Raw genomic sequence first — 14,629 nt, 5'->3', positions numbered from 1 at the left:
ACCGCGTCATAGACCGCAGGTGAAAGGACTGAGGGAGATCGTTTTGATCCATGATTTGAAGAAGCAGGGTCTGAGCATATCCGCGATCGCGCGGAAGGTTGGTTCTGACCGGAAGACCGTGCGGAAGTATCTCGACCGTGGGCTTGAGGCGCCGGTCTACGGCCCGCGCCAGCCGCGGGCGCGTGTGATCGAGCCCTACGAGCAATACCTGCAGGAGCGCGTTCAGACCTTTCCCGATCTCAGCGGGGCGCGCCTGCTGCGCGAGATCCGGGAGTTGGGCTATGACGGCGGCTACACCGCAGTGACGGACTTCCTGCGCGAGGTGCGCCCGCCCAGGCAGGTGCAGTTCGAGCGCCGGTTCGAAACCCCGCCGGGCCAGCAGGCCCAGGTCGATTTTGCCGAGTTCACGGTTGAGTTCACCGATGAGCCCGGCATCGTCCGCAAGGTCTGGCTGTTCTCGATGGTGCTCGGGCACAGCCGCTGGCTCTGGGGCCGGTTCGTTGCCAGCCAGAACCTGCAATCGGTTCTGCGTTGTCATATCGCGGCCTTCTCGGACATGGGCGGCGTGCCCGAGGAAATCCTCTATGACCGGATGAAGACCGCCGTGATCAGCGAGGACGAGGCCGGGGTGGTGACCTACAACGCCTCCCTGGTGGCGCTGCTGAATCATTATGGCGCGGTGCCGCGCGCCTGCCAGCCGTATCGGGCCAAGACCAAGGGCAAGGTCGAGCGACCGTTCCGCTATATCCGGCAGGACTTCTTCCTGGCCCGGACGTTTCGGAACATGGACGATCTCAACGCCCAGTTCGACGCCTGGCGGACCGGAGTTGCCAATCCACGCGTTCACGCCACCACCAGGCGCGTGGTGGATGACGCCTTCGCCGAGGAAGCACCCCATCTGAAGCCGCTCCCGGCGATCCCCTACAGCGCGGTGCTGTCGGTGGAGCGCCGGGTGAGTAAGGACGGGATGATCGCGGTTGGTGGCAACTTCTACTCCGTCCCGGACACCACTCGGCGCCGGACGCTCGAGGTTCAGCATCACGCCATCGAGCTGCGGATCTACGAGGATGGCCAACTGATCGCCCGCCATCCGGTGCTGGAAGGCAAGGCCCGGCGTCGTGTCGATCCCGCACATCGCAAGGCACCGCCACCGAGACCAGCCCTGTCGCGGTCCGTGCAGGGGCTGCGGCGGCCGCTAGAGTTCTACGGTGCGGTTGGACAGCGTCTGGCGGCCGAGGGGGCACGGTCATGAGCGATCTTCTGGATCGGATCCACGGCGCTCTGGTCGGGCTGAAGATGCCGCGCGCGCTCGAAGCCCTCGATCACACGCTGCAGCAACTGGAGAAAGGCGAGATCACCGCGATCGAGGCCATCGACACGCTCCTGAGCGAGGAATACGCGACACGGGAGACGCGCCGCATCGACGTCGCCCTGCGTACCGCCAAGCTCCTGCCTGCAAAGACGCTCGAAGGCTTCGACTTCAGCTTCCAGCCGTCGCTCGACCGCGAACGGATCGCGGCTCTGGCCCAACTCGACTTCATCCGGCGGGCCGAGGTCGTCCACTTCCTCGGGCCACCGGGCACCGGCAAGTCGCACTTGGCCACAGCCCTTGGCGTCGCAGCCGTGAAGGCTGGAAGAAGCGTTTACCGCGCAACCCTGGCCGAACTGATCACGGCGCTGAGTCAGGCCGAACGTGAGGGCCGGCTGGCCGAGAAGATCCGCTTCTATACCCGGGCCTCCCTGCTGATTGTCGATGAGATCGGCTACCTTCCGATCACAACCGGCGGCGCCAACCTGTTCTTCCAACTCGTCAACGCCCGCTACGAAAAGGGGGCCATGATCCTCACCTCGAACCGCGGCTTCGCGGAATGGGGTGAGGTCTTCGGCGATCCGGTCGTCGCGACCGCACTGCTCGACCGGCTCCTGCACCACGCCGTGGTCATCCAGATCGAGGGCGCCAGCTACCGGTTACGCAGCCATGCTGACCTCATCCCCGAGCATATCCGCGCCAACGCCCCAATCACCCCACCACCGCCGCCAAAGCGGCGCGGGCGACCGCCCAACACCAAAAACGGAGCTGCAGATCACTGACACCGGCTGATCACCGGACCCGTGCAAGTGGGGAAATTTACTTCGGCACTTCTGGGGATTCTTAACGCGGCGTTGACACCATCTCGAGCTCCCGCATCGACGACTATGCAAGGGTTGCTCTCTTGCGCGCCTTCGAGACGGAGCCACGTCTGCTTGCTGCGGTTGATCACATCGCCCGGCAGCGCGCGAAAAGCATAGGCGCGATGGCAGTCGAATCTCATAATTAAGAGCAAAAATATCCCCGAACGCGTCGTGTCTCAGATTTAAGGGCAACGCGACAATCAGCATGGATGGCAAGGGCGCTTGGCGGGACAACGTCTTTGTCGAGCGCCTCTGGCGGACCATCAAATACGAGGAAGTCTATTTGCGGGCCTATGCCAGCGTCTCGGAAGCTCGCGCCGGAATCGGCCGTTATCTCGGCTTCTACAACAGCCGTCGACCTCATTCATCGCTTGACGGGAAAACGCCCGATCAGGCCTACTTCAACCAGCCGACACCCCAAGCTGCGGCGGCATAAACGAGGCGGAAATCCACTTAGAAAACGCCCAGAACCTGTTCAGATCAACCGAACCACCTCTCACTGCGGTAGGTGGCCGTCTGCGTGGTTGATGCCGATGGCAAGCACGTCTTCGAACGTTTTGTTGTGTGCGAGATAGAAGATATCGTGGACTGCCTGCGCGATATGCCGGAGGGGCAGTGCCGGATCGGCTTTGAGTCTGGCGCGATGAGCCAGCATCTCTACTTCGGACTTCGCAAGGCTGGCTTCGATGTCGTTTGCATGGAGGCGCGCCATCATGTTCGAAGACCGCTTCCCGATGGCCTGACAAACAACGTCAGAGCACAAAATAGCGGACAGTCTCCCTTCGGCCGATGCGTCGCAAAGGTCGCCGCCGGGCCGTCGTTGCCGTCGCCCGCAAACTGGCCGTCATCATGCGCCGCATGTGGGCCGACAACACCGAGTTCCGTCACCGGCCTTTGGAGGGCGCTATGACCTGACAGCCATCCAAAGCTCAACGACGGGATCGTCCCTCACCGGACGAGGTCTGTAGATGACGCCGAATATGTCTGCTGCGACAATCCAAGCGCGAGACGAAGCGGGGCGCTCTACGTCCAATCCGACACATGCATGCAGCGGCCCAACTGAACCGGGCCAATAATGACTGCGAAGAGAAGCGTGACCCGGATGAGAGACCCGATCCCGAAGGACGGAAACGAAACCATGAAATGAACTTGACCCAAACGCCCGATTGGAGAAGCGGACATTGATCATACAGAACTCAAGCACTGCTGTGGCAGCCAAGACAGCACAGGGAGCCGCGTGGAAACCCCTCAATCGAAAGTCTGTTGCCAGTCGTAGAGTTGTCCGAGGATATCACCAAGCGCGGATCCTTTGCGCGTCAGGGCGTAACCGACACGTTGACGCGCGTCACCTTTGGGGGTGCGCGCAACCAGCCCGCTCTCTTCGAACTCTTTCAACTGGGCCCGCAGCACCTTTCGGCTGACGCCATCCATCTCCCGCTAAAGCTCAAGAAAGTGCCGCTCTCCTGCGGTGAGGCAATGAAGGATTTTTGCCCCATGCTTTCCGCCCAAAATACTCAAAGTATCTGCCACCGGACATTGCCCGGTCACCGGGTCAGCCCAGGGGCGGGTCGTCGCAATTGCGTCTTTCATCTCTGATCTCCGGTTACAAAAAGGTGCCCAATTTCGCGGCGGTGCGATTCGAGGCAGTGTTGTTTGACCTTAGCAACAGCGGAACGCGCTCATGACCAAGATCCAAATTGAGACTATCCCAATTCTGCCTTTCGGGATGCTTAATTCTTTCCTCATCGTACATGGAGACGATGCCATTCTTGTGGATACGGGGCTACCCAAGTCCGAAGCAAAGATATTCAAGACGTTGAAGAAACTTGGCCTGAGTTGGTCCAATGTGAAATTGATTGTTCTGACGCATGCGCATATCGATCATGCCGGATCTGCCGTCGCGATAAAGGCTTTGACCTCTGCTCCTATTTGGGCCCATGCACTTGAAGTTCCATACTGTTCTGGTCAGCCCCCCAAACTCGCAGCAACGGGTCCGTTTGGGTGGACATTCCAAAAGACCGGGGCGATCGAAAGACCGTTTCCCTATTTCAAACCGGATGAGATCATGACGGCTGGGGAGATGGGCCTGGAGGATCGCGGGTTTCCACTGAAAATCATCCACACTCCTGGCCACACGCGGGGATCGGTTTCGGTGCTGTTGGAAAATGACCGCGTCATTGCGGGAGATTTGGCAGCCTCTGGCGTGCTGCTCGGTGGTATTGTATTGCGAAGTAAGCCCAAGCGCCCCCCTTTTGAAGAAGACCACTTGGCGGTGGCAACCTCATTGGAGCTCTTGTTGCAGCGAGGGTGCACGACCTTTTACCTTGGCCACGGAGGGCCTTTGAACGCTGATCGGATCGAAGAACACGTGTCAGCTCTAGGACGCGTTCAAGCGTGACTTATGCGACCCCACGTGCCAAGGGGTGCTTCGCTGCCACCGCGAAGCACGATCACTTTGGGCTCACTGCCGACATTTTCGTAAACGCGACGCCGACCACCTCCTGCCATTTCTGAGCTGATCCGGCCATTCTGCGCGCATGTGCGTGACGGAGGGTTTGGATCTTGGAAAGAGACGGCAAAATGGGCGTCCAATTGGACGGCTCAAGGGGTGTTGCGGTTTCCCCGCTCGCGGTGATCGAGGGGCCAAGTGGCCGGCGGCGGCGCACGAAGGCTGATCGGGCGCGGATCGCGGCGGAGAGCATGATGCTCGGAGTGAGGGTGGCCGATGTCGCGCGCAAGCACGGCACCACGCGCTGGCAGATCTACGACTGGCGCAAGCAGATACGCAAAGGCAACCTGGTGCTGCCCGAGAGCGTGGCGACGCTTGCGATGTTCGCGGAACTGACGGTCAACGACAGCGCGGTGGATGCGGCGACGGCGCGTCCCGCATCCGATCTGGAGATTGTCGTGGGCGACATCGTGATCCGGGCGGGGGCGGATGCCGACGAAGCCCAGCTGACGCGGGTGTCGCGTAGCCCTTAATTGTGAGATGAGAAATCCAACGAAATCAACGGCTATCCTTTGCCCTTAAATGTGAGATTTTGTCCTTAACTCCGATATTTTTGCCCTTAAACCTGAGACAGGGTTCACAGGTTTTTGCGGCAAATGTCGATGAACAATGATGACGAAGAGTCAGTTGCCGATGGAGCTGAAGAGGCGCGCAGGGCCGTCGTGCTGCGTCCGGTTGTTCAGGCATATCTCAATGGGACTGGCAGTCTGGAAAGTAACATCAATGACGCCGTTTGGGAGCTTGGTGTCAGCAGGGCGACGATCTGGCGTTGGATAAAGCGGCTGGCGGAAGAGGGTGGGCGCACCAGTGCCCCGGCTCCGCGGAAACGGGGCCGCCCGGCCGGTACGACCTTGATATCCAGCAAGGTCGAAGCGGTGATTGAAGAACATCTTCGCCGTTATTTCTTGAGGCGGGAGCGTTCGAGCCTTTCGCGCGTCGTGACAGAAATCCGCAGCGCGTGCTGGCAACAGGGCTTGCAGCCGCCGACACGACGGACAGTTCAGCGTCGTCTGGATGCGATGGATGCCCGCGAAGTTGCGAAGGCACGCGAGGGCGCAAAGGTGGCCCGCCAGAAATGGTCCCCCCGGCCTTGTTCAAGACCGGCAGAATGCCGTAACATCGCAGGCGATGATCAACCGTGTCCGAGCCCTCCCGGAACTGTCCGGGATTTACCGAAATCCCTGTCCGGGATTTACCGAAACCCGCAGGGCCCTGTGGATATATTGTAATTAAGGGTACAGAAGCCGTCGAAAAGGCGTCCAATCCGCAGATTCTGATTAATTAGGGTGCAGCGACACCAGGTTTGTATGTAAGGCGGCAGACCGTTCCTCGTATCCAGTCGGGATGAAGGGCCGCCGTCTGAAGAGAAGTCGCGCCGGAGGCCACCGGGGAAGCTCTCTGGATCGGTCGATCCCGTCAGAGAACGATGCTGTTGACCCGTTCGAGTTTTCCGCGAGCAAAGTTATAGGAAAGCCGCAGCAGATCGAGAACAGTTTCGATCTCGGCGCTGTCCCTTGGGGCGTAGACCATTACCGCTGTAGGTGGAATCATCCCCGCCGCCGCCATCGGGTGTGGTTCGGCCCAGCCCAGATCCACGATCCTCGGCACCGCATCCTCGGGCAGCATCATGTGCAGGCTGCCGTCCTGCGGCGGGTGGACGTGGGCAAATTCCCTCCCGATCATGAACGCCTCGCGGCACTCGCATTCGTGCCCGTGTTCGAGGCAGAGTGCCTCGGCCCCCGGAACCGAGATCATCGAAGGCTTGCGGATGACAAAGGGGAAATCGAAGGCCCTGTCCCTGAATGCCCGAAACGTCTCGGCATCCGGGTTCTGACTGATTTGCGTATGCGGGGCGCAAGGCGTGGTAACGGGCCTATGCCCCTCGCGCGGCGGTATCTTCAGCATGACTAGGCCTCCTTTGGTGTCGTTTGTGCCTGCCCGGCCAAAGTGGGTTTGTTTGCCAGCAGGAAATCCCGGACCGATTGTGGCTTTTGTCCGGTGAGCTTTTCAACGTCGTCCGAGACGACGTCAAGATTTCCCCTGGCGATGGCGACGTCGAAGGACGAGAAGACATCCGCCATGAACTCCGGCAGGCCATTCCTGACCATCGCGGCCACCAAGGCGTCGCGCGTGATTGGGGCGTAGGGAATTTCTTTCCCGGCAACCTCGGACAGGATCGTGGCGATCTCGGCCTGGCCGACGGCTGAGGGCCCGGTGATGTCGCGCACGCTCGATCCGGTCTCGGTCAGCAGGGCGGCAGCGGCGGCGCGCGCGCAATCGGCGCGCGTGACATAGCCCGCCTTGCCGTCGCCCGCCGCAGCGTAGAGCGCCCCCGCACCGATCGCCTGCTGCCCACTTGACAGCAGGAGATCGGCGTAAAGGCAATTGCGCAGGATCGTGTAGGGGACCCCGGTCGCCTTGATCAGCGCCTCGGTCTCGCGGTGATCCACGGCGAATCCGATCGGGTTGTCTTCATCGGGATTGGTGAGCGAGGTATAGACGATATGTGACACGCCGGCCTCCCTGGCGGCCGCGATCGCGTTGCGATGCGCGGCGAGCCGTTTGCCCGGCTCAAGGTCGTCCGTCGAGATGATCAGCAGCCGCCCGCCGCCGGCGAAGGCCGCGCCAAGCGTGGCCGGGTCATTGAAATCACCCGCCCTGACGTCGACCCCTCGCGCCCGAAGCGACTCGAGCTTTTGCGGCTTGCGGGTCATCGCGACGAGGGGTTCGGCCCCTTGCGCCAGCAGGTTCTCAATAACGTGGCTGCCGAGTTGACCGCATGCGCCGGTCACGATGAAGGGGCCCTTGATGGAATTGGACATGGCGTTGTGTTCCTTTCCTGAGTTTCTGTTCAACTGAAGCGAAAGGCGCTTTCGACGGCGCCAAGAACGTGGTCTTCGAAGGTCTTCCGGCCGATATCGGTGCCCGCCGCGCCCGCCACGACATGCAACGGGATCAGGTGCTCTTCGCGCGGATGTGCATCGCGGCCGCCCGGCGCCTCCGACCAGCGCGCGAGCCTGCGGTTGCGTTCATCGGGATCGGGGCAGGTCACCGCATCGGTCAGCCAGGCATCGAACGCCTTGCCGGCGATGGGGCCGCGTGGCCTGCCGCGCAGGCTCTGCATCATTGCAGCCATGTTGTGATAGGTGTTGCCGCTGCCCAGGATCAGCACGCCCTCGTCGCGCAGCGGTTCCAGCGCCCGACCGAGGGCGATATGGCGCCCGGGGTCGAGATCGCGGGCAAGCGAGAGCTGGACACAGGGAATGTCGGCCTCGGGAAAGGCGACCTTGAGCGGCACGAAGGCGCCGTGATCGAACCCGCGCACGGCGTCCTTCGCGGCCGGGAGACCGGCGGCGCGGATCAGGTCATGGATGCGGTCCGCCAGCGCCGGATCGCCGGGGGCGGGCCAGCTCAACTCGTAGGTATGGGGCGGGAAACCGCCATAGTCGAACAGAAGCGGAGGCGCGGGGTTGGTCTGCACGGTGACGGCGGGCTCTTCCCAATGACCCGAGATCACCAAGAGTGCCCCGGGGCGCTCAGGCAGCGTGCCCGGCAGATCCTGCAGGAACTGCCGGTGCCGGTCCCATTCATCCGGCGGGTTCCAGTCCATGAAGAAGCAGGGGCCGCCGCCATGGGGAATGAAGAGCGTGGGCTGGCGGGCCATGTCCGATTGTCCTTCCCGGTTCGCGGGGAAACCCCGAGTGCCTTTTGCAGGAGGTGGAATAGTTGATTTGTAGCGAAAACTAAAGTAGGAACAGAAAAGTAACCACCCGGTAAGCGAGTGCACAGCGATGCCCAAAACTCCGCCACAGTGCCCGATGGACTCGATCTTGCGTCTGCTCATGGGACCGTGGACGACCTACATCATCTGGGTCCTGAGCGATCAGGGGCCGCAAAGGTTCGGGGCGCTGAAGCGCGCCGTGCCCGGGATATCGACCCGAATGCTGACCGAGCGTCTGCGAATGCTGCAATGTGCCGGGGTCATCTGGCGGGAACAGGCGGAGACTATTCCGCCTGCGGTGACCTATGGCCTGACGCCGCGCGGCGACGACCTTCGAAACGTTCTGGACGCACTGGGGGAAATCGCGAACAGGTGGATGGCTGAGGGGGTCTTTGATGACGATGACGTGGGCGCTGTTTGACTGCGCCGGCCCAAAGAACATCCGGGTGAGAAAGCTTTCGGCGAGGTCGCGTCGCCCCGATTGTGTGTACCCGATTGTGTGTATGAGTTGCACAGCGAAAGCTCGTTTTTTGCCGAAGACAGGTGATGGAAACGCCGGATGCCGTTAAGCGCGGCCAGACAGGTGGAGCTATGCGTTCGGTATCACGTATTGGAATCAGGTGATCGATATGAGGGAGAGTAAAGTGGCCGATGTTCTGAAAGGAGCCAGAGAGGTCTTCTTGAAGTTCGGCTTCGAAGGTGCAAGCGTCGATGCGATCGCCGAAGAAGCCAAGGTGTCGAAGGCAACCCTCTATGCGCATTTCCCAAGTAAGGACAAACTCTTTTTAAGCGTCTTGCAAGCTGAGTGCGACAGCCTTTCAATGGAAATCTGCCGTCCGCTTTCAAGCCAGAACGATGCGCGGAGCGTGCTGGAAGAACTCTCGCAGCGGATGATCGGGCTGGTCATGGATGATGACTATATTCGCCTCCTGCGTGTTTGCATCGGCGCGGCCTCGGTTCTGCCGGAGGCAGGCGAAATATACATGGGCTCAGGCCCAACACGCGCCATCAGGACAGTCGCGCAAATACTCGAACGCTTGCACGAGGCAAAATCACTGAACGTGCAAGACATTCAAGGCGCCGCCAGTCAGTTTATTCATCTGTCAATCGCCGGCGTTATCATGCCGCGCTTGCTGGCCGTCGACCAGCCCGTCGATGCATCTGAGCACTCAAAGAGGGCGGCTGACGCGTTTCTGAGGATCTATGCCGGACGAAATAACTTGTAGAGCGGGGGCGCTCAACCGCTTGGCTTCGCATGGTCTGCGGGCGTCATGGTGAGCCACCCGGGTCGGATTCGATTGAACGCTTGACCTTGATGGAACCCCAGACTACCTGAAAGTCAACGTGAACCGACCGGACGGTACAGTTTTGAGTGAGCACATGCCCCTTGCAGAATCCAGAAATGCGTCCCGCAGGATACTTTCTGCGGCGCGTGCGATAGCCGCGCGTGAGGGAGCGGGAAGGATCACGATCGACGCGGTCGCAAAAGAGTCAGGCCTCAGCAAGGGTGGCTTGCTTTACAATTTCCCGACGAAGAAAGCCCTGCTTTCCGGGCTGTTGGATCAGATGTTGGCCGAACATCGGGATCTGCTGGGAAGTGTGCCGGAGCAGCACCCGCTACGCACTTTACGTGGTCATCTCGAAACGGCACTGCAGTCCGAAGGCGTTACCGATGACCTGTCTATGGCCATTCTTGCGGCTGCCGCATTGGACCCGCCGTTGCTCGATCCGCTACGAGTTGAACTGGCCGACGACCTTGAACGTATCGTGTCCGAGACGCAAGACGCTCCGGGTGCTATGGTCGCTGTCCTGGCAATCCAGGGACTGCGGTTCCAGAAACTCCTGAATCTTCCCGACGGCGGCGCAGATCTCAGAGGTCGCGCCATCGAACGCTTGAGGACCATGATCGATGAACTCGAATAGAAAGCGAAATTGGAAACGGGTCGCTTCCGTGCTTGCGGGCGCAGTCGCGGCGGCTCTGGCCATTCCGTTCCTTCCGGCGCCTCTGAGCGATGTGTTGGCCCAAGCGAGGAAAGATACCAATGAAACTGCCGAAGCGGCGGTCGCGCCCGAACTCGACCAACCGGTCGTGGTAGAGGTAACCCGAGCACTCACCCGGGCTGTCAATCGGTCCCGCACTGTTGCCGGCCGCGTCGAGCCCGCCCGCACGGTGGATATTGCGTTTCAGGTGCCGGGACAGATTATTCAACTTCACGTCGAACCGGGCGACAGGATACGCGAGGGCGAGGTGATCGCCAAGCTCGATCAGGTCGATTTCGAACTCACGGTCGTTCGGACTCAGGCGTCCTTCGAGCTTGCGGAGTCCGAATTCGAACGCGCGTCGAGTCTCGCCGAACGGGGAGTCGCGGCCGACGCCCGTCTCGACACTGCACGCGCTCAGTTGGCACAGGCAGACGCTGCGCTTCGCGAGGCCGAGCGGCGCCTCGAACAAACCGAGCTCGTCGCGCCCTTCGATGCGATCGTCGCACGCGCCTTCATCGAAGAGTATGTCAACGTCACCTCGGCCGCGCCGGTCGTGCGGCTCCAGGATATCAGCGAGATGCGGATCGTGATCTCGCTGCCCGAGGAACTGGCCGCCATCGCGCGGGCGTCCCCCGACGCCTTCGACGTTGTTGCGACTTTCCCGGCGGTGCCGGGCTACACGGCGCCGCTGGTGCTGCGGTCCTTCGCCACGGATGTGGATCCCATGGCGCAGACCTACGACGTGGAATTCGCAATCACGGGCAAGATCGACCCACGCCTGCTTCCGGGAATGACGGCGGATGTGCGCATCTCGATCGCGGCGGAGGAAGATCGCCCGCACTCCGTCATCGTTCCGGTATCGGCGGTGGACACGACGAGCCGGACCGAGCCGTCCATTTGGATCTACGAGGAAGCGTCTGGCCAGGTCGCCCGCAAAACGGTTCGTCTGGGCCTTCCGATGGACGACGAGATCGCCATTCTGAAAGGCCTCCAAGGTGACGAAGTGGTCGTATCCGGCGGCTGGTGGCGGCTTAGAGAAAACCAGACGGTGGCAGTCTCGGGACTCTGACCCCGTGCTCCTGGGATAGGCGGAAAAGGATCTATGGCACTCAGCATATCGCGCGCAAGCATCCGGCGTCCGGTGGCGGTTTGGCTCGCCATCATCTTCTGCCTCGTTGGCGGCTATTGGGGCCTCAATACGGTCGGCCGCCTCGAAGACCCCAGCTTCACCCTCAAGACGGCGCTTGTCTTCGTGGCCTATCCCGGCGCTACGGCCGTAGAGGTTGAAGAGGAGGTCGCCGACGTCGTTGAGAATGCGTTGCAGCAGATGAAGCAGCTTGACCGGGTGGAGTCCAAGTCCATGCCGGGCATGGCCCAGATCACTGTCGAGATCGAGATGACCTATGGGCCGGACGAAATCCCGCAGGTCTGGGACGAGATGCGCCGCCGCATCCGCGACGTGGAGGGGGACTTGCCCGCGGGCGCCCGCCCGCCGATCATCAACGACGATTTTGGCGACGTCTATGGCATGTTCTATGCGGTGACGACGGAAGGTTTGAGCCCGAAGGAACAGCGCGACCTGGCCAAGACCCTGCGGCTCGGGCTGGTCACTGTCGATGGCGTCGCGAAAGTCGAGGTTCAGGGCCTTGCCGAAGAGGTGATCAACATCTCGATCCCGTCCGCACGGCTCACCGAACTGGGCCTTCCGCCGAACCAAATCCTGGGTATTCTGGCGGACGAGAACCAGGTGTTCTTGAACGGCGAGATCACCGAGGGCCCCGCCCGAATCGGCCTATCGGTTCCGCCAGGCTATGTAAGTCCCGAAGGTATAGAGTCGCTGCGGCTGGGCACGGCCGGAAACGTCGGCCAGGTCGCGGTCCATGACATCGCCCGCGTGACCCGTGAGTCGGCCGAACAGCCCAGCCAGATCATCCGGCAAAACGGCGCCCCAGCCTTCACCCTCGGCGTTTCGGCGTTAACGGACCGAAACGTGGTCGAAGTCGGCGAGGCGGTGTCGGCACGGCTGGAGCGCCTCGAGGCGGAGCTTCCGGAAGGCGCTGAGATCATTCCGATCTACGAACAGCACGTCGTCGTGGATGAAGCGGTTTCAAGCTTTCTCGTCAGCCTCGGACAATCGGTCACCATCGTCATCGCGGCGCTGATGCTGACCATGGGCTGGCGCGCAGGGCTCGTGGTTGGCGCGACGCTCGGGCTGACCGTCTTCTCGACGCTGTTCTTCATGTCGATCTTCGGGATCGCGATGGAACGGATCAGCCTCGGTGCGCTGATCATCGCGATGGGAATGCTCGTCGACAACGCCATCGTCATTACCGAAGGGATGGTGATCGGCATGGCGCGCGGCAAATCCGCAGAGGAGGCGGCGGCAGAAACGGAAAGCGCGACGTCGATCCCGCTGCTCGGTGCGACCGTGATCGGGATCATGGCCTTTTCCGGAATTGGCCTGTCGCCGGATGCGACGGGCGAGTTTCTGTTCTCGCTCTTTGCGGTGATTGCGATCTCGCTGCTGATGAGCTGGGCGCTTGCCGTTACGGTTACGCCCTACCTCGGCAAGCTGCTGCTCCGAGCGCCGAAGGACACGTCGACCGATCCTTACAAGGGCGCATTCTACGGGCTTTACCGCGCGCTTCTGTGGCTGGCGCTGCGAAACCGTGTGCTGGTCGTCCTGACGATTGTGGGGGTGACCGTCTGGTCCGTCATGGCCTTCGGGCAGGTCAAGCAGGCCTTCTTTCCCGCTTCGAACACACCGATCTTCTATGTCGAGTTCCAGATGCCGCAAGGAACCGACATCAACGTCACCGACACTGAAATGCGGCGGCTGGAGCAGATGCTTCTGGACGAGGACGGCGTGACGGACCTGACCGCCCTCGTCGGGAGAGGGGCGAGCCGCTTCATGCTGACCTATAATCCCGAGCAGTCGGATCCGAGCTACGGTCAGCTTATCGTTCGAGTTGCCGACGCCGAGGCTATCACGTCCATCGCGAGGCGGCTCAACCGGGATCTGCCCGCCGAATTCCCCCACGCCTTGGTCCGCGTCGAAGAAATCGTGTTCGGTCCGCCCGCCGGCGCCGATGTGGCAGTCCGCTTTTCGGGACCAGATCCTGTCATCCTGCGCCAGCTCGCGGACGATGCCACCAGGATTTTCGAGAAAGCAGGGACAATCACCAATCCGCGTACCGATTGGCGACAGCGAGAGATCCTTGTCGAACCCATTGTTGACGAGTCACGCATGCGCATTGCTGGCGCGACACGAAGCGCGATCGCGGATACCATTCGCTACGGAACGTCCGGCCTGCGTGTAGGCGAGCTGCGCGAGGACGACACGGTCATCCCAATCCATCTCCGTCTTCCCGAGAGTGACCGCGACGGTGTCGACCGTCTTCTTGACCTGTCGGTTTGGTCCGATGGGGGAGGATCATACGTTCCGATGGCCAACCTTGCCGAGCGGTTCGAGCCACGACTCGTCGAGGCACTCATTCACCGGCGCAACCGTGAACGAACGATCACCGCCCTCGGCGGCGCACGCGGCGACCTGACCGCCGACGAAGCCTTCCGAAGTGTCCGGACACAAATCGAGGCCCTCCCGCTTCCCGATGATTATTCGATGGAATGGGGCGGCGAGTACGAAAGCGCCAAGGATGCTCAGGCAAGCCTTGGCAAACAGCTTCCCTTGGGCTTTCTCGTCATGCTGACGATCTCGATTTTGATGTTCAACAAAGTTCGCCAGCCGCTCATACTGTGGCTCGTCGTGCCTATGTCCGTGACGGGCATGGTCTTGGGGCTCCTGTTCACCGGACTGCCCTTCACCTTCACCGCCCTGCTCGGCTTCCTGTCGCTTTCGGGCATGCTGATGAAAAACGCCATCGTTCTGGTCGAAGAGATCGACCTGCAACGTGCAGATGGTGTTGCGGACTACGAGGCCGTGATGAATGGATCGGTCAGCCGTCTGCGCCCAGTGGTGCTCGCGGCCGGCACGACGATTTTCGGCATGGTTCCGCTCCTGCCGGATGCCTTCTTCGCCTCGATGGCTGTGACCATCATGGGCGGCCTTGCCTTTGCTTCGGTCTTGACAATGGTGGCAGTGCCCGTTCTCTACGCGCTCCTGTTTCGGATCCGTCCTCCGAGGCGGGAGATGAATCCGACCACGTTGCATTCGAAGGCGACCTCTTCCTGACTTTGCGAACTGGTCGATAGCCCGTGATTAAGGTGACGACTTTGTGGACAAA

16 protein-coding genes and 2 pseudogenes are annotated in these 14,629 nt (G+C 61.4%); 12 read left to right on the top strand and 6 right to left on the bottom strand.

The annotated features are described in order from the left end of the window. Positions 1–19 precede the first annotated feature (19 nt). The 3 genes and pseudogenes from istA to DYI42_RS01145 all read left to right on the top strand — a co-directional run. The gene (gene istA / locus DYI42_RS01155) at positions 20–1,252 is read left to right on the top strand and encodes an IS21 family transposase (RefSeq protein ID WP_213544065.1); all 1,233 of its coding nucleotides are present in this window, start codon (positions 20–22) and stop codon (positions 1,250–1,252) included. Further along, positions 1,249–2,091 (top strand): IS21-like element helper ATPase IstB, encoded by an 843-nt coding sequence (istB, locus tag DYI42_RS01150; RefSeq protein ID WP_209226952.1) that lies wholly within the window; start codon positions 1,249–1,251, stop codon positions 2,089–2,091. Before istA ends, istB begins: the two co-directional genes overlap by 4 nt. A 280-nt stretch (positions 2,092–2,371) precedes the next feature. After that, positions 2,372–2,608: pseudogene (locus DYI42_RS01145) on the top strand (integrase core domain-containing protein); the annotation flags it as partial. Positions 2,609–2,668: 60 nt separating this feature from the next. On the opposite strand, the gene DYI42_RS01140 reads toward DYI42_RS01145, so the two are convergent. Then, positions 2,669–2,887, bottom strand: a complete 219-nt coding sequence (locus DYI42_RS01140) for a hypothetical protein (protein ID WP_209226951.1) — start codon at positions 2,885–2,887, stop codon at positions 2,669–2,671. 86 nt (positions 2,888–2,973) lie between these two features. Between DYI42_RS01140 and DYI42_RS24125 the strand changes: the two are divergent. After that, a pseudogene (locus DYI42_RS24125) lies at positions 2,974–3,087 on the top strand (IS110 family transposase); the annotation flags it as partial. Between the two features lie 333 nt (positions 3,088–3,420). Here the strand turns inward: DYI42_RS24125 and DYI42_RS01135 are convergent. Next, positions 3,421–3,603, bottom strand: a complete 183-nt coding sequence (locus tag DYI42_RS01135) for a winged helix-turn-helix transcriptional regulator (protein ID WP_209226950.1) — start codon at positions 3,601–3,603, stop codon at positions 3,421–3,423. Positions 3,604–3,609: 6 nt separating this feature from the next. Next, positions 3,610–3,762, bottom strand: a complete 153-nt coding sequence (locus DYI42_RS01130; RefSeq protein WP_213544064.1) for a hypothetical protein — start codon at positions 3,760–3,762, stop codon at positions 3,610–3,612. Positions 3,763–3,853: 91 nt separating this feature from the next. Between DYI42_RS01130 and DYI42_RS01125 the strand changes: the two genes are divergently transcribed. The 3 genes from DYI42_RS01125 to DYI42_RS01115 all read left to right on the top strand — a co-directional run bounded on the left by DYI42_RS01125 (position 3,854) and on the right by DYI42_RS01115 (position 5,910). Then, entirely contained in the window at positions 3,854–4,570 is a 717-nt protein-coding gene (locus DYI42_RS01125) for an MBL fold metallo-hydrolase (protein ID WP_209226948.1), read from the top strand. 182 nt (positions 4,571–4,752) lie between these two features. After that, a complete protein-coding gene (locus tag DYI42_RS01120) occupies positions 4,753–5,154 on the top strand; it encodes a transposase (RefSeq protein WP_209226947.1) in 402 nt (133 codons plus the stop codon). Positions 5,155–5,283: 129 nt separating this feature from the next. Beyond that, a complete protein-coding gene (locus DYI42_RS01115) occupies positions 5,284–5,910 on the top strand; it encodes a DNA-binding domain-containing protein (RefSeq protein WP_244867375.1) in 627 nt (208 codons plus the stop codon). 187 nt (positions 5,911–6,097) lie between these two features. Here the strand turns inward: DYI42_RS01115 and DYI42_RS01110 are convergent, their stop codons facing one another. Genes DYI42_RS01110 through DYI42_RS01100 form a run of 3 tightly spaced genes read right to left on the bottom strand, consistent with a single transcriptional unit; the run spans position 6,098 to position 8,345 of the window. After that, on the bottom strand, positions 6,098–6,586 hold the full coding sequence (locus DYI42_RS01110; RefSeq protein ID WP_209226944.1) for a luciferase domain-containing protein: 489 nt from the start codon (positions 6,584–6,586) through the stop codon (positions 6,098–6,100). Positions 6,587–6,588: 2 nt separating this feature from the next. Next, positions 6,589–7,503 (bottom strand): NAD(P)H-binding protein, encoded by a 915-nt coding sequence (locus DYI42_RS01105; protein ID WP_209226943.1) that lies wholly within the window; start codon positions 7,501–7,503, stop codon positions 6,589–6,591. Positions 7,504–7,532: 29 nt separating this feature from the next. Then, entirely contained in the window at positions 7,533–8,345 is an 813-nt protein-coding gene (locus DYI42_RS01100; RefSeq protein ID WP_209226942.1) for a DODA-type extradiol aromatic ring-opening family dioxygenase, read from the bottom strand. Positions 8,346–8,499: 154 nt separating this feature from the next. Here DYI42_RS01100 and DYI42_RS01095 point away from each other — a divergent pair, with 154 nt between their 5' ends. From DYI42_RS01095 to DYI42_RS01075, 5 genes are all read left to right on the top strand, one after another. After that, positions 8,500–8,823, top strand: coding sequence for a winged helix-turn-helix transcriptional regulator (locus tag DYI42_RS01095; RefSeq protein ID WP_093361826.1), 324 nt, complete (start codon positions 8,500–8,502; stop codon positions 8,821–8,823). A gap of 223 nt (positions 8,824–9,046) precedes the next feature. Beyond that, positions 9,047–9,628 carry a TetR/AcrR family transcriptional regulator gene (locus DYI42_RS01090; protein WP_342344583.1) on the top strand — a complete coding sequence of 194 codons (582 nt, stop codon included), beginning with the start codon at positions 9,047–9,049 and terminating at the stop codon, positions 9,626–9,628. Positions 9,629–9,782: 154 nt separating this feature from the next. Beyond that, positions 9,783–10,325 carry a TetR/AcrR family transcriptional regulator gene (locus tag DYI42_RS01085; RefSeq protein WP_213544063.1) on the top strand — a complete coding sequence of 181 codons (543 nt, stop codon included), beginning with the start codon at positions 9,783–9,785 and terminating at the stop codon, positions 10,323–10,325. Beyond that, positions 10,312–11,454, top strand: coding sequence for an efflux RND transporter periplasmic adaptor subunit (locus tag DYI42_RS01080; protein WP_213544062.1), 1,143 nt, complete (start codon positions 10,312–10,314; stop codon positions 11,452–11,454). The genes DYI42_RS01085 and DYI42_RS01080 overlap by 14 nt, the downstream gene beginning before the upstream one ends. Before the next feature lie 33 nt (positions 11,455–11,487). Continuing rightward, entirely contained in the window at positions 11,488–14,577 is a 3,090-nt protein-coding gene (locus DYI42_RS01075; protein WP_213544061.1) for an efflux RND transporter permease subunit, read from the top strand. The last annotated feature ends 52 nt before the right edge of the window (positions 14,578–14,629 follow it).

The organism is Vannielia litorea (assembly GCF_018424695.1).
Lineage (GTDB): Bacteria > Pseudomonadota > Alphaproteobacteria > Rhodobacterales > Rhodobacteraceae > Vannielia > Vannielia litorea_A.
This window is presented reverse-complemented; position numbering and strand designations above follow the sequence as displayed.